This is a genomic window from Exiguobacterium sp. s35 (assembly GCF_018617535.1).
GTDB classification, from domain to species: Bacteria; Bacillota; Bacilli; order Exiguobacteriales; family Exiguobacteriaceae; genus Exiguobacterium; species Exiguobacterium aestuarii.
The window spans coordinates 166,558-187,920 of sequence record NZ_JACSKI010000003.1 but is presented as its reverse complement, the minus strand read 5'-3'; the positions used below and the strand labels follow the sequence as shown (position 1 = coordinate 187,920).

The following is a 21,363-nucleotide window of genomic DNA, read 5'->3' as shown; positions in this document are numbered from 1 at the left end:
GACACTACCCCTATCCAGCTGCCAAAGTCACGCAGTTAAATACGAGTAGCCATATGATGTTTTGAGTGTGTTAGTGAGTGCAATGTTGTTCATCATTCTGGCTCCTCTCGTTTCGTAGTTTTAAAATCTACTCAAACCTTAGCAGACTGTTCTGAAAATTGTCAATATTATTTTGTAAAAAAATTGTAACTTGATTTAGTTTAAGAAAAACATGCCCAAAATGAGACCAATGACCCCTGTTGCCGTGACGTAATAAATCATCGGCATGAGCGTGTATCGAATGATGGTTCCTTCTTTACCGAGCAGTCCCGCAACGGAAGCAACCGCCACGACGTTCAACACACAGATCATGTTCCCCGCATTCGCCCCTGCCATCTGCATCGATAAGGCGAGCGTCTCGTTAAGTCCGACCGAATCCGCTACGTTTGTCGTTAAACTTGAAAACATCATATTTGAGAAGGTCGCCGAACCTGAGACGAAGGCACCGAGTGCCCCAATCCACGGTGCGACAAGTGGCCATACCCCTCCGAACGTGTCAGCAGCTGCTGTCGCGAGCTCGACCGGCATCGATGCGAGTCCAGCTCCCCCATTTTCAGAGTGGATGAAAATACGCACCATCGGAACAGATGCTGCTAATGTGATGACTGTCCCGACGATTCCAAACGTCGTCGCTTTAAAGACTGACGTCACCTGCGACCAACTCATGTTGTGCAGGAAGAATGTTGCGATGATCGTCAAGATGAACATGAAGCCCGGTGAGTAGAACGGCTCCCAAGACGTCGAGATTCCTTCTACGCCCAAAATGTTCGGCAGGTTGATCCGAACGCTCCGAGACAGTTCATTCAAAAACGGAACCGTACGGGTGAGGACTAAGAAAATTGTCAAGATGAGATAAGGCGCCCACGCTTTCCACTGCGGTAGTTCACGCTTGTTCGATGTTAACGTTACTTTTTCAGTGGATGGTTCCAGTTCGTCCATATATCCATCGAATGTCCATACGCGTTTCGGCATGAGAATCCCTTTACGCGCCATGGCTACGAGAATGACGAGACCCGTTAGTCCACCGAGCATTCCTCCAAATTCAAATCCAAGGACGAGTGTCCAAATGTAAGCTGGTACGCTATATAATAGCGCTGCCACGATTGCAATCGGAAATACTTCGAGCGCCGGTTTGATTGACTTCTCCTTGCTGAAGAAGCGCGTCAGCATCAAAATCAAAATGAACGGGATGAATAGACCGACAACCATATCGATCAATACGGTTTGCAAGACGACTTCCGTCAAAAAGGCAATTGACTCAGGTTGGTTCACGTCTAGCGAAAGACCATTCCCAATCCCGATGAGCGCCGGTGTCCCGACCGCTCCAAACGTGACAGCTGATACGTCCGCAGACAGTGCGATCACGACAGCAGCAATCGGCGGAAAACCGAGGGCGATCAAAAGCGGTGCCGCAACCGTCGCCGGTGTACCAAACCCTGAAGCCCCTTCAATGAATGAAACGAACAACCAACCGACAATCAGGACTTGAATACGCGGATCGGGTGTGATGTTGACGAATCCAGAGCGGATTGCATTCATTCCGCCGCCTTCTTTCATCGTATTCATCATTCCGATCGCACCATAGACGATCCATACGGTCGTGACGGCGATGACGAGTCCTTGTAATGTCGCCGCCATGATTCGAGTTGCATCCAATTGCCAGACGAAGAACGCTAAAATCGCCGTCGTCACGAGTGACAAGGGCATGGCTACTGATGCAGGTAAACGCATAATTACCAATAAGATGAGCACGGCCACAATCGGTGTCAGTGCTGTAATCCATTCTAAAATCGTCAATGTAGACCCACCTTTTCGTGTTTTCCCCTACCGTAAACAGATGTCCCATCACGATTCTTCTTCAACGAGTCTCTCTAACGTACGTTCAATCACATCATACGGAAATCCTTTGCGCCGAAGCTGCATCTTCATGCGCTGCTTGCGCTCGAACGGATCATACCCGCTGAATTTCCGATTCAACTTTTCAGCCTGCTTCAGACATGCTGCAATCTCGACATCTTCGTCCTCTTCTTCCCAAAAAGTTTGAATCGCCTCTGAAATAATATCAAAGGTAAACCCCCTTTGCATCAGGGTTTGTTGAATTCTTTGTTGCACTTCTGTGGCAGAACGACGATTTGTTTCCAATTGTTTCCGTTTTACGAACTTTCCAGCCTTTTCGACGAGTTCTTCGTGAGTGATTGATGCTAATACGGATTCAACAACGTCCGGTGGAATGCGGAGCTGTTCGAGCTCACGTTTGATTTTGATCGGTCCACTTGGACTCGTATTGAATTTGGTTTGGACATAAGCTTTCGCAAATTCCGCATCATTCAAGTAACGCTGCTCTTTCAGTCGCGTGATGGCATGTTTGATGGCAGTTTCGCTTAACTCCTTCTTCATGAGATAGTCCTGCACCTCTGAAATCGCACGCATTCGGTACGATAAATAATTGACGGCTAGTTTATAGGCCTTCTGTGCCTCTTCCGCCTCGAGCACATCCTGCACAAAGTCGTCTTCGAGCTCCATCCCTTTTGTAAGCCCGTACTTGATAAACACGTCAACATCGATGGCGAATGCGAACTCTTCTTTCCCTTCGCGTTCGATGAAGACGTTCAATCGGTCTTTATTCTTTTGTTGGGTCGTGAACTTCGCAATTTTCACAACGACTCCCCTCCATTTCATGTTTCTAACATATCACGTTCAGGAATCGGAAAGGATTTTTGATAAGTTAGAAGAAAGGGTATTCATCTGGATATACTGACTTATACCCATTTTAGAAACAACACATGATATCGGAGGGAATTTCATGAAAATCGCAATCACCGGTGGAACCGGGTTGATCGGTCAACCGCTCGTCCGCGCACTGGCTGACGCCGGTCACCAAGTCGTCGTCTTGACAAGACATCCACGTCCCCGCCATCGCGGGGTGTCGTTCATCGAATGGCTAACGCCAAATAGCAAGCCAGAAGAAGAGCTCGAAGGAACAGACGCATTCATCCATTTGGCAGGTGCGTCCATCAACGACGGACGCTGGACCCATAAACAGAAGCAAGCCATCCTCCAAAGTCGAATCGAAGGGACAAAGGAAGTCGTCCGGATCATTCAACAGTTAAAACATAAACCTCAAGTCGTCATCAGCGGCTCGGCAATCGGCATATACGGGGAAGACCGTTCCATCACGTATTCAGAAGAAACCCCATTACCGACACGAACCAATTTCCTCGGGAATGTTTGTGTACTCTGGGAACAAGAAGCTGAACCGATTCGCGATTTGGGCGTTCGTCTCGTGACAATGCGTACAGGCGTCGTCTTATCCAATGATGGCGGTGCGTTCCCATTAATGAAACTCCCCTATCAATTCGGAGTCGGTGGTAAAATTGGATCCGGAAAGCAGTGGGTTCCATGGATTCATTTAGATGATCTCGTGCGGTTGTTCGTGCATATCATCGAAACGGATACAATCGAAGGTCCTGTAAACGGAACCGCCCCTACACCGGTGACGATGAATGAGTTCGGGAAGACGATCGCGAAGGTGATGCATCGTCCTCACTGGATCCCGGCACCCGCCCCAATGATGAAACTCGCACTCGGTGAAAAGAGTGTCATCGTTTTAGAAGGAGCAAAAGTCGTACCGACCAAAGCGCTCCAACATGGCTTTGATTTCCGATATGACACATTAGAACCCGCATTAAAAAACCTATTACAAGATGCTTAAGGAGAATGAATCGTGAGTCACTTACTTATTCGAAACGCCCATATTTATCCGATTACCGCCCCCCATTTTTACGGAGACGTCCGTGTCCGTGATGGAAAGATTGTCGAAATGGCCGAATTACTCGACCCCATAGACAACGAGAATGTCATCGAAGCGGAAGGAAACTTTTTATTCCCTGGTTTCATCGACGCGCATACCCATCTCGGTCTATACGACGAGGGGACAGGCTCTGTCGGGAACGACGCCAACGAAACGGTCGAAGCGATGACACCTCATGCTCGTGCCATCGACGGTGTCTACCCACTCGATGAAGGGTTCCAGGAAGCATTGATGGCTGGCGTGACCGCTGTCCAGGTTATGCCCGGGAGTATGAACGTCATCGGCGGTGTGACAAGTGTCATCAAAACGCACGGCCGCTATATTGATGATATGATTGTCCGCCGTCATGCGGGACTGAAGATGGCACTCGGCGAAAACCCGAAACGAATTCATAGTATGGGGAAAACGGGCGACCTGACGCGGATGGGAATCATGGGCTTGCTCCGTGAAGCATTTCGTACGGTCGGTTCAACGAAGACGATCGGCACGTTCGGGAGTCAGATGATCCAACTCGCCCTAGACCGCGACATGCCGATTCGTGTTCATGCGCACCGTGCAGACGATATTCTTTCGGTCGTCCGTTTTGCAAAAGAGTTCGACCTCGACTACCGCATCGAACATTGTACGGAAGGTCACCTCGTCGCAGAAAAGTTACAAGAGCTCGGTGTGAAACATGTCACCGTCGGACCGACCTTTACGCGAAAGTCGAAAATCGAACTTCAAAATAAGACGTGGGAAACGTACCGCATCCTCCATGAGCACGACATGATTGTTTCCATTACAACCGATCATCCGTACACGCCGGTGCAGTATTTAAATTTATGTGCTGGTCTTGCTGCACGCGAAGGGTTACCTGTCGATATTGCGCTACGAGGGATCACCATCAACCCTGCTGAATCACTCGGTGTTGACGACCGCATCGGCTCGCTAGAAGTCGGAAAAGACGCCGATCTCGTGCTCTGGAATCACTTCCCGCTCGACTATTTAGCGAAGCCGATTATGACGATTGTTAATGGTGAAGTTGTCTATAAAACAGACCGTGCGGAAACGCATCATGAGGTCGAATAATTTTCATTATTTTTCATAAGCATTTTACGCATAATTTACTTGCTTTTTTAAAAATACTATATAAAATTATCTTGTAACTTCATAAAGCAGCCAAGGCGGTTCGAACAGCGAAGCCAGAAGTATGCTTTCGTTACGACTATTCTTCAGCGGTCTGAAATAGGAGGAGGAATGTAAAGGTGCTCAAATTTCGTGAGCTCACCGACTGCGCGGAGTTGTTCGAACTGATGCAACACCCAGATGTCTTTCCGTATGTCCGTCAAAAGACGGTCCACTTTGACGAGTTTTTATTTAGCACGAAGCAAATCATCGAGCTAGAAGAGCAAGGAAATATCATCTCACGTACCATCACGAACGAGTATGGCACCCCGATTGGGACGATCAGCTTGTTCGATGTCGAATCCGGCTATGGATTCCTCGGCACGTGGCTTGGCAAGCCGTATCACGGCAAAGGTTATAATCAAGTTGCGAAAGAGGCGTTCTTCTCAGAACTGTTCTTCGAGCTTGATATTGAAAGTGTGTTCTTAAAGATTCGTAAGTCGAATGAACGATCGATTGCTGCAGCAGAGAAGCTCCCGTACGCGTTTTGCGCGAATGAGCTTCGTTCTGAACTGCTCGCTGAAATCAACCAAGGTGATGTGGAATATGTATTATACGAAGTATCCAAATCGAGCTTCCAACTTTACTTGCACGCTCTTCACATCCCGGAATACGAAGTCCCTTACGAGGCACAACTCGAAGCATGAGCCAATTCTGTCAAAGAATTGGCTTTTTTGTGGCGTTTTTGTGTGGATTTGATGGAGGTAACTTGTCGGAGCCGAATAAATCTGTTCTAATTCGAAGAGATAGGTATGATAAAGGTATGAGGGATTCATCACAACTCTCGTTAACCGTTTCGTAAAGGAGAATGACATATGTCAGAATCAATGTTTCGTATCCTCGTAACTGATGACGAAGAACAAATGCGAGATTTACTTGTATCAAATTTAGAAAAAGAAGGGTATGAGACGGTCACCGCCTCAAACGGTCTCGAAGCGATTGAACGCTTAAAAAAAGAAACGTTCCATCTCGTCTTACTCGACGTGATGATGCCGGAGCTCGATGGACTGACGGCCTGCATGCGCATCCGTGAGTTTTCGAACGTTCCGATCATTCTGTTGACGGCACGCTCTGAAGAACTTGACCGCATTCACGGTCTAAAAATCGGAGCAGACGACTACATCACGAAGCCGTTTAGCCCACGCGAGTTACTTGCCCGTATCGAAGCGACACTCCGTCGCACACATAGTTTTTCAAAAGAACAAGAAGCTACGTTTGATGTCGGCATTCTTTCCATCGATATCGAAGGTCGCGCCGTCAGCGTTAAAGGAAAAACCGTCAACCTGACACGAAAAGAGTTCGACTTACTCTACCTCTTCATCACGAACGACGAAAAAGTGTTCTCTCGTGAACAGTTGCTCGATCAAATTTGGGGAACCGAATACCACGGTAACCTCCGCACGGTCGACACGCACATTAAGACGCTACGTCTGAAACTCGGGGAGGCTGGAGGTTACATTCAAACTGTTTGGGGCATCGGATATAAGTTCGAGGCAAACGTATGAAGCGATACACGATCCGGAAGCGGATTTGGATTACCATCTGGACAGCCAGCCTCTTCTCAGCGTTCGTGTTTCTGATCATGACGTTCTATTTGTACGACAAATTCTATATCCAAACGCAAGAAGAACTGCTCATCAACCGCGGAGAGAAACTCGTCACAATCTATAAGGCCGACGGTTTCTCTGACGCTTTTGCTGACAGTATGACGTATACGAACGAACTGACCGAAACGAAAGTATTCCTTTCCTCCGTTCGAGAAGATACACTCGGCTCCGGTAAGACGTTCCTACGGCAACAAGATCTCGAGCGTCTCCAAGATGGATATGCAATTTCTGTCACACGGAAGCATCCGACCGAGGACGTCGATATTTTAATGACCGCCTTCCCGCTCATACGCGATGGGGAGCTCGATAATGCGCTCATCCTCTATATGGAACTCAGTAAAATCAGCGAACCGTTCCAACCGATTCGGCTCATGATCACGTTCTTACTCGTCCTCATGATCGTGAACTTGCTCCTTTTCGGTAAACAGATTATCGATACGATCATCCAGCCGCTCATCCAGATGAAACGCGCCTCACAAGTGTATGCGCAAGGTGACTTCTCACACCGCATCCCGATTGTGTATGATGATGAGATCGGCGAGTTGGCGGACACGCTCAACTCGATGGCAGAGTCGCTCGGACTCGTCGAAGAACAGCGAAAAGAGTTTCTCGCGAACGTCAGTCACGAACTCCGTACCCCACTTTCATACATTCGCGGGTACACGGAGATGCTTCAAGATGACACGTTGGATGAAAAAACTCGAGCACAGTATTATGACATCATCGAAAACGAGACGAATCGACTTCAACGTCTTGTCACGGACTTACTCGATCTCGCACAGCTAGAGCGCGATTCGTATCCGATGACGAAAGAACCCGTCGTGTATTCGCAAGTGCTTGAAGATGTCCTTTATCGACTCGAACCGATTGCCCGGGCAAAAGGAGTGACAATCGAATCCGATTTAGACTTCGACTTGATCATTCTTGGCGACCATGACCGACTCGAACAAGTCATCGGTAACCTTCTCGATAATGCACTCCGCTACACCGAGGCGGGCAAAACGATTTATGTGAAGACATTCGCCGAGACAAACTATGCGATCACAGAAATACGCGATGAAGGTCGAGGCATTCCGAAAGAAGATCTGGATAAATTGACGGAGCGTTTCTATCGTGTCAATAAATCACGGACACGAAAAGATGGCGGTACCGGTCTCGGGCTCGCCATCGCGAAACATATTATCGAACGACATGAAGGATCGCTTCACTTCAGCTCAGAAGTTGGGCAAGGGACGACGGTTACGGTCGGCTTACCTCTCTTACCAGAAGAAGCGTTCGATATGTAAAAAGGCAGCTGCGAGGCTGCCTTTTAAATGTCTTTTCCTTTATATTGATCGACCGACTCTTGCTCGAGTCGCTCTCGTTCTGCATGCGTCTGCGGGTATCCGTTCGCTTGCCATTCGGCACGGTGACTCGAATCGAGTTGCGTGAGACCTTGCTCCGCTTCATCCTGATTCGCATCTACACTTTCCCGCTCGTCCATCTTCTGCCACGTGTCTTCTTCCTCACGTTGCGAAAGCAGTGCCGCCACTTTCGGTGCGATAAGTGCTGCGCCTGCGACACCGAGTACAATCCCCATCAATACTTTACGATCCATTCTGTCCCCTCCTTCACTATGAAGTCTTCATTCCACTATTTCATCATCTTAAAACCCAAACCGAAAACGTTTACAACTTTTCAAGGAGTGGAATCTGTAGTGAGAAGGAGGTGATTGGATGGAAAAGAAACGACCTACGTCGAAACGTCCGTTTGATAACCCGGACGCTGTCGATACGGACAAAGAGAGTATTTTTGACGAGGACGGCATGCAAACCGTCGACCCGATTCCCGTCGAGGAATTGAATGAGCGGGTGAAGGATGAGAAGAACAAACGTCACTCCAAAGATAATTCGGTGAGTGAAAAGAAATATAAAGACGAATAAACAAGCTGCGGACAATCGTCCGCAGCTTTTACGTTAAGTCCTTTGGTGAAAATCCGTAAGGCAACATTTCTTCTTTTGTCATCACTTTTGTATCACCGTTCAAGTTCGCAAGGATTAAGGTAAAGTCCTCTCCTGCGAATTCGGCGATGACTTGACGGCACGCTCCACACGGTGAAATCGGACCTTCTGTGTCGCCGACGACAACGACCGTTTCAATCGAGTCACTACCTTCCGAGACAGCTTTGAAGATGGCTGTCCGTTCGGCACACATCGAAAGTCCGTACGAGGCGTTCTCTACGTTACATCCAGTAATCTCTTTACCAGAAGTATCGATGACAACGGCTCCGACGTTAAATTTTGAATACGGTGTATAGGCGCGTTTGCGCGCTTCAATGGCTTTATGCACGAGTTCTTGTACGCGTTCTTGTGAAATCATTGGATGTTCCTCCACTTCTAAATTTGAGAAGAAGTCTGACATCTGAACTATAACGTGAAAACGCTTACTCGACAAGTCTTTTCACGGACTCGTCAATATTTTTTCTTTTTCTTTTTCTCGAACACGACGACCGATTCAACGTGAGACGTCTGCGGGAACATATCATACGGTTGAACGTAATTGACCTTATATCCCGCTTTCATCAACTGATCGGCATCTCGCGCGAGCGTTTGCGGGTTACATGATACGTAAACGATTCGTTTCGTTTTCGATGAGATAATCGAGTTGATCAATTGATGATCCATCCCTGTTCGTGGCGGATCGACGACCACGACATCTGGAATCCAGCCATCTTTCACCCAACGTGGGATCCAGTGCTCGGCACGTCCTTCGACATACGTGACATGGTTATAGCCATTTTCACGCATATGATCATTCGCATCTTCGACCGCTTCCGGTACGACTTCCATCCCGCGAATTTCTTTTGCATAAGGTGCCAACCAAAGACCGATTGAACCAACACCTGCATAAGCATCGATGACACGTTCTTCACCCGTGAGCCCTGCCGCTTCAACGACTTCGCGATACATTTTTTCAGTTTGCGCCGGGTTCAATTGGAAGAATGCACGTGGTGATAGATGATAATGCACATCATCAAGTTGTTCATCCATCTTCTCTTGTCCTGCGATATGGACTGTCCGATAACCAAAAATCACACCTGAACGATTCGCGTTGATGTTGATATGGAATGAGACGACGTTTGGCAATTCCATGATTCGGTCACTTAATTCATCCAAGTCCGGAACATCTTCATGTCCGACGACCAAAACGACTTGTACATCATTCGTTTTGTAACCTGAGCGAACGACGACCGTCCGAGCATAACCTGTGTCACGACGTGCATCGTAGACGGGAATGTCGAGTTCGTTTAAAATACGGACAATCGCATTGTTGATGTTTGTCGTGTCACGTTGTTGAACCATACAGTGCTCGATTGGTACGAGATGGTTCGAATTCGGCTTGTAAAGACCGGACACGATTTTCCCACGGCGTGTACCGAGCGGGAACTGTGATTTATTGCGGTAATACCACGGATCATCCATACCGATTGTCGGACGGATATCCGATTTGTCCACGTTGAGTTTTGTCTTTTGACGGAAAGCGTTTCGAACGATTTCTTCCTTATACTCCATCTGCAGACGTGAACTCATATGTTGGATTTGACATCCACCACACTCATCGTAAATCGGACAAGGTGCTTTAACGCGATCTTTTGAGTCATTATCGCGTTTGACGACACGTGCCTCCGCGTAGTTTTTTTCGACACGCGTGATTTCAACTTTTGCTCGTTCTCCCGGCAATAAGTTCGGAATGAAGATAACCATGCGATTGATTGTCGCAATGCCTTCTCCATTGATGCCAAGTCGTTCGACTGTGACATCTTTAAAATCTCCTGTAATTAATTTCAATCTGATTCATCCTTTCGAGACGATTGTTCTAGGTCTTTGGCGTAACGCACAACTTTGGCGCGCAACGAATCAATGTCGGCTAACAGGCGATGTAAATCTTCAGGTGTCGTATGCTCATCTAGCGTATTGACCGATAGACATAGCAATTCCGTTCTCGATTTTAGGACGTTCATCTTTCCGGCGGTATCTGTACGTGATTTACCCATCTTGTAATCGCTCCTTTGGTTCGTGACAAAGAGTTGCTATTATAGCATACTATTTCGTGTAACTTGATGAAAAGGTGGAATCCACATGCAAAACATCTCCCCAACCTTCGACCCTTGGGAAGCCTATCTCGACCAAGTTGAACATGGTCGACTCGTCTTATCCAACGTCGAAGTAACCACAACAAAATTGTGTAACATGCGCTGCGAGCACTGTGCAGTCGGTTATATGCTCGACCAAACGGAAGAGCCGGAAGTACCGCTCGAACTGTTGATTCAACGGTTAGATGAAATTGAACATTTACGCGCTTTCTCGATTACAGGTGGCGAGCCGATGTTATCGATGAAGTCGGTTCGCAACTATGTCGTCCCGTTGTTGCGTTATGCGAAAGAACGTGGGGCACGTACGCAAATCAACTCGAACTTGACGCTACCGTTATCTCGCTATCATCTTATTACCCCTTACTTGGACGTTTTGCACATTTCGCATAACTGGGGCACCGATGCCGATTTCCTTGAAGGTGGATTTGCAATGATGGACCGGAAACCGAGTGAACAGGCCCGGTTAAAAATGCTCCAAACGATGAAAGATAACGCCCGCGCCCTTACCGCTGAAGGGATCATCGTGTCAGCAGAAACAATGATTAACAAACGGACAATTCCGCATTTAAAAGAAATTCATGAAGAAATCGTCTCACTCGGTTGCCAACGTCACGAGGTGCACCCTATGTATCCGATGACAGGAATATCATGTCATTAGAAAAGCCTAAAAAATAAGGCAGTGAAGCCATTTATAGCCTCTCTGCCAACTGGATAAACTTCTTAATATTCAGTTCCCCTTCTTCCACTACAGTAACTCCATTTATGATCTGAATCTTCTCAGGCTGTTCTTCTCCCAACAATTCAGCAATCTTACTGTAAGGCAAACCTCACTTACCTAAAACTTTGAGAAGGATCACTTCTTTAATCCCTAAACTTTCTCTGGTTTATTTGAAACCTCATGTGACTAATTAAGGTATTGTTAACTACAGTTGTTATCTAAAAAGGAGAGAGTTTTCATGACATATTCAGCCGAAATACTTTCAGGAATTCTTGGAGCTATTATTGGAGGCGGGTTCACTTTAGTTGGTTCTCACTACACCATTAGCAGACAGTTCAAAGAACAAAGAAGAATGGATTATGAAAAAGAAATAAATGGACATTTAGTTGCTCTTAAATCCATAAAAACAGAAACCATCCATAATGTAGAACAATTGAAGAGAATGCTTCACACAATAGAAGAAAGAAATCTTGGGGCATTAAATTTTTTAGAATTAAAAATTACTTCTAATATACATATGAATAAATGGTTCAAGCACAGTGATGCGTTAGAAGTAATGGGAAATCAAAGTTCCTTACACAGGGTCAAAGAATTCTACACAAAAATATCTCTTGTTAATTCTTTGAATTCCATATCAAAAAGCCGTGCTGTAACAGAAATCAATGATGGTATTGAGGTAATTGAAATTTTAAATAGCTATATTGAGCATTATGAAAGGATGAATAGTAATGAGCAGTAACTCCTATTATTAAAAGTCACTGCTTTTTTCTTTGCACTATGATTAACTAATTTAGTGTGTATACATTTTGTACAAAGCCTCAATCTGCTCAGGATAATTCTCTCTTAACCACTTATACAAGTGTACAGTCTCTAGATTAATCCTGCCTGATACAATGCTCTTATAAACTGACAATGGGATTCCAGGGATTAATTTATTGATCTGATTAAACTTCATTCCATGTTCATGCATGTACATAACTGCACCAATGTTAAAGCCACTCACTGGGCTTCCAACTCTATCCCTGAGTAAAGTATAAAGTTCTTGAGGATATTTCTCTGCTCCACCCCTTGAAACCATCCACTTATCAAATTCAATATTCATATTTCTGTTGTATTCAATATCATTCACAATAATATCCTTATCTTCCACCATAACTTCTCCTTTTTTTGAGTTTTATATGTAAAACAAAAAGGAGAGCTGCTAAGCCCTCCTTAAAAGAATAATTAATATCTCTTAAACCATTGTTTTGAGTCTGCTGATTACTTTCTGATAGCTAGAATAAGCATTTAAAGGAGCTTGTGATAGATGCAACCCTTTATAGAGTACCTCCCCTTGTTTAATGATTCCCTGCCTAATAAGTGTCCTATTGAAATCCCTTAGTACATTGCCAGCCCTGCTACTAATCTGCTTCATTAATTCTTCTGTCTCTTTAAGTGTCCTAAGGTTAATAGTCTGGGAAACTTCTGTATCAAGTGCTGTATATGCTTTTTGGACTAAGTAAAAAGCATTTCTAAAATCCTCTGTTAAATCATCAATACCATTTACAGCAGTCCTAATCTTATTATCATTGATTGATTTCAACAGTGAAATGTCTTTTTCAATGCTTTCTTTAACAGCTTGAATCTCTCTTGCAGTTGTTAAATCAGGCGCATTGTCTAAAAGATTTTGTTGACTATGCCATTCAGCAGATAGTTCTGCAAGTTCTTGTTTGCCTTGTTGGACCAACTGTTCAATTTCCTCTTCCTGCGTTTGAATAGCTTTTGCTACAGCCTCAAGAGCCTCTAATTTCACTTCTACTTCTTCAACTAATTTTTCTTTCATTTATAGTTCCCTCCAAAAAGATTCTAAGGCTAAATCCTCCCCCCTCAATGTGAGGGTCTTTTTTAGCAGTTACTAGATTAGCTAAGAGCAGGGATATCAAGTGCTTTAATTCATTTTCTTGTGCAAATTACCTCAAATTTTTTTAGGGAGAAGAATTGATGGGATGAGTAGAATGGAGTAAAAGATTCGCTCTGTAAAAGTTACATTGTAACCATTCGAATAAAATCACTTAAGAATCATTTGCAATCCTGTATGTCTCAAAATGATACTGTAAATAGATTATGTATCAATATGATACAGTCGAACCATTTAACTAAGAATTTTACAAAAATCTTTAAAGTATTTTGGTGTCATCAGTGGCAAAGTATCAACACACTGAAATTGGCTTTAATAAGCCATTTGTAAGCCTTTATAAAAAATGTAACAAAATTTTAAACTTTGATTTACTTTAATAGCACCCTTTTAGCCAGACATATATATGAGAAAAACAGTTAATAACAGTTTTAAAAAGATAAAAGATATAAAAAGAAATAAATAAAAATAGGTATGTAAATAAAGGATAAGTCTATTCTGTTTCCAGAATCATGATACAGTTAAAAACAATGATGAGCTAAAGCTCATGGGCTAAAGCCCCTAATAATATATACATTGTTAAATATATATATATATTTATAAACAACAAAAATAACAAAGAGATTAATTAAATCTCCTTACACAATTTTGTCTCTCCCCTGCTCTATTCTTTAGAATTGAGTGGGGGGCTTTTCTCATGACTAAATCCTACCCAAAGATATTTAGGACACTTGTTACATCATGAAACTGTTGGCAGATCACTATCATAATGTCCACTTGAATATTTTTGTTTCAGATTCCTATAAGAATGAGCAGGTAACTGATTAAACATTTTAATATAGATGCCCTTACAACTAACTTTTGTTAGACAGTCAGTTCTCCCCAAGTCTAGTTTGTTCTGCCCCCCTTCCTTGTCCTGTTTTGTTCATTGGGATAAAGGAGGGGGGTTTTTGTGTCTGAAGAGGGCTATCACCATACCAAATTATAAGGCTGTAGAAGGCGATATAAGGCTGTCCAAATGAAGATGATACTTGATGTATAACATTGAATTATAGAAGGTTTAAGAAGGTGTGAGATGCCCTTGGAAGTTGTAATAAACTATAGTTATTCACCTGCCTGACTGTTGTAAATTAGATAAGAATTTAAACTGAACCTATCTGAAAAAGACAATAATCAAAGTAGGACTTGGATTTTCTGTATTTTGCTTTATTGAAGTAAAGTGCTGGTAAATGGCTTTATATAGCCAAAAATTAAGAGTTTGATTATGTGGAAATAGTTCGAAAATCCCAAGAAATCAGGAGTATGTACCATATAAAAATTATTGAATTACCCTATATTGGTTGATGCAAGAGTAGTTACTGGGGACATCATTTTAAACAGATGCAGGTTAAGTCAGTTCCAAACCTCGCCTCACTTCATAGCCCCTGAGTGAATTGGTTTCTACTTTGCACTTTACTGTAAACAGCCTTAGAAATAACAAGGTTATCAACAGCAACAAAGTAAATGCTGGGAACAAACTAAAAGCTATTGAGTTAGTGTTGAAGAACCAAGGCAGACTTAAAGATGTCCAAGAAGTTAATCAGACTGTTGAGGACAAATCACTTACTGATCTGCTTGCTGAATTGAATAAAGAATAATCACAGGCAGAGTCTCAGCACTCTGTCTGTTTTTCTTTTTGTGTTCTGTTTATTTAAAGAGACAAGATTTTGAGACTGCTTGAACACTGATTGTTGTGTCTCCACTCAGCCTAGATTCTGTTGTCTCTTTAGTACAACCTTTTGAGACAGACCCTCCCTCCCCAAGGGGGAACAGGGGGTAGGAGAGTGGGGAGAGAGGTGTGCAAAAAAAATCTACAACAAAAAATACTTTAAGGTTTCCACTAATCTTTGCAGCTCTCAAAAAATATTTCTTTATTCTGCTGAACTTTTGACAATTTAGCTGTTAAACTGTATTTCATAAGGAAATACTTGTAATTCTCAGTCAATAACCAAATAATTCAGTCACTCAGTCAAACAACCTTATGGAGGTATTTAATGGACACTATTGAATTTACTCAGAAATCCTTATCTATTGCTGATGGAAGCGAGATAGTCCTGCGAGAAAACAGCAAATTTAAATTGGTCTTTCTTCCAAAGTTAATTGATGACAAAGTTACAGGTGACTATGGAGTCAATGGAAGAATTGTCTGCCTCAGAAAAAAGCCTAATGAAGATTGGGAAAGATACACTGAATTGAATAGTAATAGTCTGAGAGCTGGCGAGTGGACTCAGATGAAATTGAGTACCTCTGAGACTAAAAAGCTTATTGATGGGATACAAAAATGCAACATAGTTTTAGATGAATTTGGGATAGAGAGTTCGAGATACAGTTTCTTTGAAGAAAGAGAAAAGGTTGAACAATTACTTACCATGCTTTCTAATAATGAAAGTTTGATAGATGACTTACTTGAAATCGAGAAGAGTGGGCTGATTGAAAAGGTATTGAAATGGATTTCTGGAAAAGATGACATTGAACAAGTGGTAGGAAAATTAGATAGTCTCAATGTTACTGATCTGGACAGAATCAATAGTGTAGTAGGACTGGCGAAATTGAAAAAAGTATACACCATTTGGGAAGAAAACAAAGATGAAGATCAGTTAGAGAAGTTTTGGCAGGATGTCTTGAAGGAACACTCTTGGATACTCACTCAGATATTCTCTACTCCTACAGTGATGATTGACTCTGAGGTATATGTAGGTGGAAAAGGATTTGATAACAAGGGTGGGAAAGTAGTGGATTTCTTACTAGCAAACCCTTTCTCTGATGATTCTGTTCTAATAGAGATCAAAACTCCTCAAGAAAAACTTTTATCTAGTAAAGAGTACAGAAATAATATTTACCCAATCAATCCACACATAGCAGGTGCAGTTTCACAGGTCTTGCAATACAAACATAAGTTACAAAGAACTTATAGAGATATTAGAGATGATATGCGAGAACAAGGGAAGGATGTAAAGTTCGATTCAATCAGTCCTTGCTGTGTTGTTATAGCAGGAAGATTAGACTCACTTACAACAGTCCCTCAAAAGCATTCATTTGAGTTTTATAGAAAAGAATTAGGAAGTGTTGTTCTGATGACCTTTGATGAACTATTTGAGAAAGTTAAAAACTTCATCGACTTGTTAGAACAAGACAAATAACTTTAGGGTAGAGGAGAAATCCTCTGCTCTTTTATATTTAGGTATCACTCAGATTCCCCTTAAAAAATAGAATAACTGATTTTCTATTACCACTAGTAAAAAGCAAATAATTAAAAATCAGTGAGCCTACATGATGCAGACCCACTCCTTATCTACATCTTATTCATAATGAGTAGAGATTTGAAAATATTTTTGATAAACAACTGAACACTTAGTACAGTCTTATTAAGAGATTAAGTATCAACCTCTACCAACACTAAACTAGCTCCCTCAGGAACTTTAATTTTGTTCACAGGGCTTGCAGGTGGGATTACATCCCCATCCTCTTCCATGACTCTCAACATGCCAATTAAAACATCATGAGCATTTTGTACCGCTCCTAACAAGCTTTCTGAATCAGTAAATACATTTTCCAAGTCAGGAAAATCCACAATGAAATCTCCTGATTGGTCAAGTTTCTCTTTTTCAATCAATGCATAATATTTGTACACTGTCATAAGTTAAACCTCCCTAAAAAGTTAACTATTCATATTATATTCAACTGAGTAAAGGAGAGCAGATCAATCAACAATATTCTAGCATTTTATTATTACTAAAATTATCTTTACTATCCTTTGTTGACATTAGAATATGCAAATACCCATAATTGTTGAGTATCTAAAATAAAGGAGTAATAAAAATGTCATCAGTTAAACAAAAACAAACACCAAAGACAGATGCTTGGGAGTCCTACATTGATGTTGTAAAGTATGGAAAGCCTGTCTTATCCAGTATCGAGTTCACTACTACTAACCTCTGTAACATGAGATGCGCTCACTGTGCTGTAGGGTACAATCTTGCCCTTAAAGACCCTGACCCTATCCCTTTAGAGTTCATGTTGAAGAAGTTAGATGAGGTTGAGACTCTGAGAACAATCAGCATCACAGGTGGAGAACCAATGCTGAACATGAAACTGGTTAGAAACTATGTACTCCCTCTATTGAAGTATGCACATGAAAGAGGCATCTACACTCAGATCAACAGTAACCTTACATTAGACATTGAAAGATACAAGATGATTGCTCCATATCTTGATGTACTACATATTTCACACAACTGGACAACTGTTGATGAGTTTGTTGATGTTGGTTTTGCTGTAATGGACAGAAAGCCATCAAGAGAACAGCGAGAGGCATTGTTCCATAGAATGATTAGCAACTCTAAAGCATTATCTGAAATGGGAGTAATGGTATCTGCTGAGACTATGCTGAACAAGAGAACCATTCCCCACCTTGCCAAAATCCATAAGCAAGTTGTAGAGGAAATGGGCTGTACAAGGCACGAAATCCACCCTATGTATGATTCTGGATTTGCTAAAAGTGCCTTTTCAGAGTCGCAAGATCCCTTACATCAGATGTACCCTGCAGATTTCGCTAGCGCACTCGAGTCGGCGTCACTCGCGGATACGCGACAAGCGATTCACGACTTGCTCGATGTCCGAGACGAGAACGTCTGGATGTTGTTCGGAACGTTACCATTCTATGCATGTTCTGATTTGCCGGAAGATCGCGCTTTATTGAAACGACTTCATGAATCGAAAAACGTGACGGTCCGAAACGATCCGGACGGCCGTTCACGCCTTAACACGAACATCTTTGATGGTCAGATTATTGTGACGGATTTTGGTGACGAGCTCGGTACACTCGGCACCGTATACGACACCTCATTCCAGGAAGCTTACGATACATGGACGAACAGTCAGTTAAATGCTACGCTTTCTTGTCATTGTCCCGCTGTGAAATGCCTTGGACCAAACGCACTCGTCAAGCAAGCTTATTATCCGAAGGTCGATTTCCAATCTCGTAAAGCTACTTCGTTTTAATTATTTCGATTCGGGAAATGTTCTGTATATTAACTGAATCGAGGTGTATATAGATGACAGCGATTTATGTATTCATGATCACTGTAATGGCCATTATTATTTTTGGTGGTGTGCTTAGCATCTTATTGACAGCCGCATTCGTTTCAGACAAAGTAGAGCATGATGAAATGTTTAGTCAAGGCAGTTGGGATGATGAATTGCTTCACTTGAATCACTCTCCACAACCGATTGACGACACGAAAAGCTGAGAACCTTCTCGGCTTTTTACTTTGACTTCATGAGGTGAATCCATGCTCCGCTTTCGTTTTATGATTTTACTATTGATTGTCTTTATATCCGGCTTGATTCAAGGTGCACTCATTCCCCTCCTCTCCACGTTGATTGAACGTGACGGAGCACCTGCTTGGGTGAACGGATTGAATGCGATGATGCTCTATATCGGGGTAATCGTCTCTGCGCCGCTCCTTGAGCGCTTTGTCCGAAAGTACGGATTTCGTCCAACAATCGTCTTAGGCATTGTGTTAACCGCATTCGCGACTTTCGCTTTGCCCATCTGGCCGTCTTTACTCGTGTGGGCGATGATGCGTTTCTTTATCGGGTTTGGTGACTCTGCCCTCCACTACGGTTCACAAGTGTGGGTGACATCTTCTACGGATAAGCGAAGTCTCGGTCGCGCGATGGCATATTATGGGATGTCGTTCAGTCTAGGTTTCGCCGTCGGACCTTTACTTGCACCACTTGTCGATCTATGGTTTTGGTTACCGTTTTTGATTATCGTCTTTTTCTGTCTTGCCTCATTGATGCTCGTCTTTCAAGTCGAGAATGAGTTCCCTGAAATCGAGAAAGTGAAGACGGATTCGAAGGGACGCATCCGGTTGATTCTAGTCGGTGCGGGATACACGCTTCTCCCTGCGTTTACATACGGATTCTTGGAAGCGAGCTTGAATGCCAACTTCCCAATCTTTACGTCGCGTAACGGGATGAGCCTGACAGAGACGAGTACACTGATTACGACGTTCATCGTCATGTCGATCGTCGTCCAACTCCCTCTCGGTCGACTCGCTGACTTGTATGGGAAGAAACGAATTTTGCAAATCGTTCTGGCGTTCGGTACACTCGTCTTCGCTTTAGCGAATCTTGTTGTCGATCACTATGTCGGTCTACTCGTGCTGTTCGCTCTTGCCGGCGCAGGGTTAGGGTCGACGTATTCACTTGGTCTAGCACACATGACAGAGGTGCTCCCTCGCTCCCTCCTCCCGACTGGCAACATGCTGTATAGCATCTCATTCAGTATCGGCTCGATTTCAGGACCGATGATTGGCGCCTATTGGTTATCGCTTCCGAAAGAGGTTTACTTCTTCATGTATACGCTGATTTTAGGCATTCTCGCATTGCGACTCTTCACCTCTAAGTCAAAACCGATCAATATATAAAGAGGCAGATGGTTCCCATGAACCATCTGCCTCTTTCATTCTACAACTCGATCTTTTTCCTCGTCGTTCAATTGCAACGCCTGGATGAACACTTCATCTAGTGCGAACGGCTCCGTATCTAGTGAGGCGAGGACTTCCGATTTCAACGTCACCTCTACGACACGGTCTTCGAACTGCCATCTCGTCTGAATGTCATCCCCTTGTCTCGTCGCGCGGGTCGCCACGGGACCGTGACGCTCTTTTAAACTTTGACTCACGCACTTCATCACGTACTTGACGTACTCATCTTTCGGTTGACGCGAGATGAGGATATTACGGACGATTCGATTTCTAGTCATTGTTTTTCCTCCTTCCTTTGAATGATTGCGTACGCAAGTCTTTACAAACGAAGACCGATTTCCGAGCTTAAAATTCAGAATTTTTAATTTATTTTGTCATGGGATATTCATTCCGTCAACTCCGTCTCTTTTTTCAACGACTTACGCTTCGTTTTTTCACGCGCTTCCCTTGAAAATAAGTAGACAAATAAATCCCTACGATAACGAAAATGAGTCCGACAATCGCGTTCCACGGAATGGTCTCCCCGAGTAAAATACCTGACAACATGACACCAAATAAGGGAACTAGGAAGATATAAAGTGAAATCCGACTGACTGGATTATGTTTCATCAACGTATTCCAGAGTGTAAATCCAATCGCTGACAACATCGCTAAATAGAACAGGAACGCAATCGTCTGTCCTGTGTATGGCATCGAGATCCCACTTGGGTCTAACAAGTAGCCGATGACGAGCAATCCGATTGAACCTGTCACCATCGCCCAAGCCGTCATCGGGGCAACATCATATTCTTTCGAATAGTCCTTCGCAATCAAATTCCCGAACGCACCACTTACCATCGCTAAAATCAGTAAGATCTCACCCAATCCAAAACCGACTTCCGTACCAGTCGCTGGCCAGTTCGCGATCACGATTCCAGAAAAGCCAAACGTCAAGGCAAGTCCTTTCAAACGATTCAATTTGTCATCGTCATAACGGATATGAGCGAGTGCCATTTGGAAGAACGATGTCGACCCGGCAATGATTGACCCTTGTACGCCAGTCGAAATGGAGAGTCCGATATAAAAGAACAAATATTGAAGAAACGTTAAAAAAGAACCGAGATGCGCATACGCTCTAAACTTCTTAGGCGTCAATCGAATCGAACGTTTCAATACCGTCTGACTGATGATGAGCAGAAGGATCCCAGCAAGTAAGAAGCGCTCGCCTGCGAACAACAACTGTTGACCATATTCATTCGACTGAATATCCAACTTCTCATAACTCAGTTTGATGAACGGGAAGGCACTGCCCCATAACAACGTATTAAAAATCGCCAAAAACGCCACTGACCATGGGCGTTGAAATATATTCTGCATGACACAAAAACTCCTTAATCTTTTTATTTGTGAGTCACTGATGAGCGTGTTAAAATAAACCTAGATAATAATTATTATAAATAAAGGGATTGAGTCATCTGAAGACTAA

At 43.4% G+C, this 21,363-nt stretch carries 22 protein-coding genes and 1 pseudogene; 12 read left to right on the top strand and 11 right to left on the bottom strand.

Translation table 11 applies throughout. The features are described 5' to 3' along the window. Positions 1–195: 195 nt before the first annotated feature. Positions 196–1,836, bottom strand: a complete 1,641-nt coding sequence (locus KNO75_RS12995; RefSeq protein WP_214822235.1) for an L-lactate permease — start codon at positions 1,834–1,836, stop codon at positions 196–198. Between the two features lie 48 nt (positions 1,837–1,884). Further along, positions 1,885–2,697: a recombination regulator RecX gene (gene recX / locus KNO75_RS12990; protein ID WP_214822233.1), complete on the bottom strand. Its 813-nt coding sequence runs from the start codon at positions 2,695–2,697 to the stop codon at positions 1,885–1,887. Positions 2,698–2,842: 145 nt separating this feature from the next. Here recX and KNO75_RS12985 point away from each other — a divergent pair, with 145 nt between their 5' ends. The 5 genes from KNO75_RS12985 (at position 2,843) to KNO75_RS12965 (ending at position 7,907) form a co-directional block, all read left to right on the top strand. Beyond that, entirely contained in the window at positions 2,843–3,751 is a 909-nt protein-coding gene (locus KNO75_RS12985) for a TIGR01777 family oxidoreductase (RefSeq protein ID WP_214822231.1), read from the top strand. A 12-nt stretch (positions 3,752–3,763) separates the two neighbouring features. Then, positions 3,764–4,918 (top strand): amidohydrolase, encoded by a 1,155-nt coding sequence (locus KNO75_RS12980; RefSeq protein WP_214822229.1) that lies wholly within the window; start codon positions 3,764–3,766, stop codon positions 4,916–4,918. Between the two features lie 176 nt (positions 4,919–5,094). Continuing rightward, positions 5,095–5,661, top strand: a complete 567-nt coding sequence (locus KNO75_RS12975) for a GNAT family N-acetyltransferase (RefSeq protein WP_074033096.1) — start codon at positions 5,095–5,097, stop codon at positions 5,659–5,661. Between the two features lie 168 nt (positions 5,662–5,829). After that, a complete protein-coding gene (locus KNO75_RS12970) occupies positions 5,830–6,519 on the top strand; it encodes a response regulator transcription factor (protein ID WP_214822227.1) in 690 nt (229 codons plus the stop codon). After that, positions 6,516–7,907: a sensor histidine kinase gene (locus tag KNO75_RS12965; protein ID WP_214747166.1), complete on the top strand. Its 1,392-nt coding sequence runs from the start codon at positions 6,516–6,518 to the stop codon at positions 7,905–7,907. Before KNO75_RS12970 ends, KNO75_RS12965 begins: the two co-directional genes overlap by 4 nt. A 23-nt stretch (positions 7,908–7,930) precedes the next feature. Here the strand turns inward: KNO75_RS12965 and KNO75_RS12960 are convergent, their stop codons facing one another. Beyond that, a complete protein-coding gene (locus KNO75_RS12960) occupies positions 7,931–8,218 on the bottom strand; it encodes a hypothetical protein (RefSeq protein ID WP_214822225.1) in 288 nt (95 codons plus the stop codon). Between the two features lie 118 nt (positions 8,219–8,336). Here KNO75_RS12960 and KNO75_RS12955 point away from each other — a divergent pair, with 118 nt between their 5' ends. Continuing rightward, positions 8,337–8,543 (top strand): hypothetical protein, encoded by a 207-nt coding sequence (locus tag KNO75_RS12955; RefSeq protein ID WP_214822223.1) that lies wholly within the window; start codon positions 8,337–8,339, stop codon positions 8,541–8,543. Between the two features lie 28 nt (positions 8,544–8,571). Here KNO75_RS12955 and KNO75_RS12950 read toward each other — a convergent pair whose 3' ends face one another. Genes KNO75_RS12950 through KNO75_RS12940 form a run of 3 tightly spaced genes read right to left on the bottom strand, consistent with a single transcriptional unit; the run spans position 8,572 to position 10,654 of the window. Next, the gene (locus tag KNO75_RS12950; protein ID WP_214822214.1) at positions 8,572–9,021 is read right to left on the bottom strand and encodes a cytidine deaminase; all 450 of its coding nucleotides are present in this window, start codon (positions 9,019–9,021) and stop codon (positions 8,572–8,574) included. A 50-nt stretch (positions 9,022–9,071) separates the two neighbouring features. Then, a complete protein-coding gene (gene rlmD / locus KNO75_RS12945; RefSeq protein WP_214822212.1) occupies positions 9,072–10,448 on the bottom strand; it encodes a 23S rRNA (uracil(1939)-C(5))-methyltransferase RlmD in 1,377 nt (458 codons plus the stop codon). Next, positions 10,445–10,654 (bottom strand): hypothetical protein, encoded by a 210-nt coding sequence (locus KNO75_RS12940; protein WP_015880867.1) that lies wholly within the window; start codon positions 10,652–10,654, stop codon positions 10,445–10,447. The genes rlmD and KNO75_RS12940 overlap by 4 nt, the downstream gene beginning before the upstream one ends. 85 nt (positions 10,655–10,739) lie before the next feature. Between KNO75_RS12940 and yfkAB (KNO75_RS12935) the strand changes: the two are divergent. Both yfkAB (KNO75_RS12935) and KNO75_RS12930 read left to right on the top strand, forming a co-directional pair. Further along, positions 10,740–11,387 (top strand): annotated as a pseudogene (gene yfkAB, locus KNO75_RS12935) (radical SAM/CxCxxxxC motif protein YfkAB); the annotation flags it as partial. 322 nt (positions 11,388–11,709) lie between these two features. Continuing rightward, a complete protein-coding gene (locus KNO75_RS12930; RefSeq protein ID WP_214822211.1) occupies positions 11,710–12,210 on the top strand; it encodes a hypothetical protein in 501 nt (166 codons plus the stop codon). Positions 12,211–12,261: 51 nt separating this feature from the next. Here KNO75_RS12930 and KNO75_RS12925 read toward each other — a convergent pair whose 3' ends face one another. Both KNO75_RS12925 and KNO75_RS12920 read right to left on the bottom strand, forming a co-directional pair. Next, complete coding sequence (locus tag KNO75_RS12925) at positions 12,262–12,621, bottom strand: hypothetical protein (RefSeq protein ID WP_214822208.1); 360 nt, start codon at positions 12,619–12,621, stop codon at positions 12,262–12,264. 84 nt (positions 12,622–12,705) lie between these two features. Continuing rightward, entirely contained in the window at positions 12,706–13,293 is a 588-nt protein-coding gene (locus KNO75_RS12920) for a WXG100 family type VII secretion target (protein WP_214822206.1), read from the bottom strand. A gap of 2,105 nt (positions 13,294–15,398) precedes the next feature. Here KNO75_RS12920 and KNO75_RS12915 point away from each other — a divergent pair. Then, on the top strand, positions 15,399–16,544 hold the full coding sequence (locus KNO75_RS12915; RefSeq protein ID WP_214822204.1) for a Shedu immune nuclease family protein: 1,146 nt from the start codon (positions 15,399–15,401) through the stop codon (positions 16,542–16,544). A gap of 233 nt (positions 16,545–16,777) precedes the next feature. Here KNO75_RS12915 and KNO75_RS12910 read toward each other — a convergent pair whose 3' ends face one another. After that, the gene (locus KNO75_RS12910) at positions 16,778–17,041 is read right to left on the bottom strand and encodes a type II toxin-antitoxin system HicB family antitoxin (RefSeq protein WP_214818213.1); all 264 of its coding nucleotides are present in this window, start codon (positions 17,039–17,041) and stop codon (positions 16,778–16,780) included. Positions 17,042–17,217: 176 nt separating this feature from the next. Between KNO75_RS12910 and yfkAB (KNO75_RS12905) the strand changes: the two genes are divergently transcribed. The 3 genes from yfkAB (KNO75_RS12905) to KNO75_RS12895 are packed head-to-tail and all read left to right on the top strand — an operon-like array spanning position 17,218 to position 19,838. Continuing rightward, complete coding sequence (gene yfkAB, locus KNO75_RS12905; RefSeq protein WP_214822262.1) at positions 17,218–18,405, top strand: radical SAM/CxCxxxxC motif protein YfkAB; 1,188 nt, start codon at positions 17,218–17,220, stop codon at positions 18,403–18,405. 53 nt (positions 18,406–18,458) lie between these two features. Beyond that, the gene (locus tag KNO75_RS12900) at positions 18,459–18,653 is read left to right on the top strand and encodes a hypothetical protein (RefSeq protein ID WP_214785678.1); all 195 of its coding nucleotides are present in this window, start codon (positions 18,459–18,461) and stop codon (positions 18,651–18,653) included. A 42-nt stretch (positions 18,654–18,695) separates the two neighbouring features. Further along, positions 18,696–19,838, top strand: a complete 1,143-nt coding sequence (locus KNO75_RS12895; protein WP_214822203.1) for an MFS transporter — start codon at positions 18,696–18,698, stop codon at positions 19,836–19,838. Between the two features lie 35 nt (positions 19,839–19,873). On the opposite strand, the gene KNO75_RS12890 is transcribed toward KNO75_RS12895, so the two are convergent. Then, positions 19,874–20,176 carry a hypothetical protein gene (locus KNO75_RS12890; protein WP_214822201.1) on the bottom strand — a complete coding sequence of 101 codons (303 nt, stop codon included), beginning with the start codon at positions 20,174–20,176 and terminating at the stop codon, positions 19,874–19,876. 133 nt (positions 20,177–20,309) lie between these two features. Next, positions 20,310–21,254 carry a DMT family transporter gene (locus KNO75_RS12885; RefSeq protein WP_214822199.1) on the bottom strand — a complete coding sequence of 315 codons (945 nt, stop codon included), beginning with the start codon at positions 21,252–21,254 and terminating at the stop codon, positions 20,310–20,312. Between the last annotated feature and the right edge of the window lie 109 nt (positions 21,255–21,363).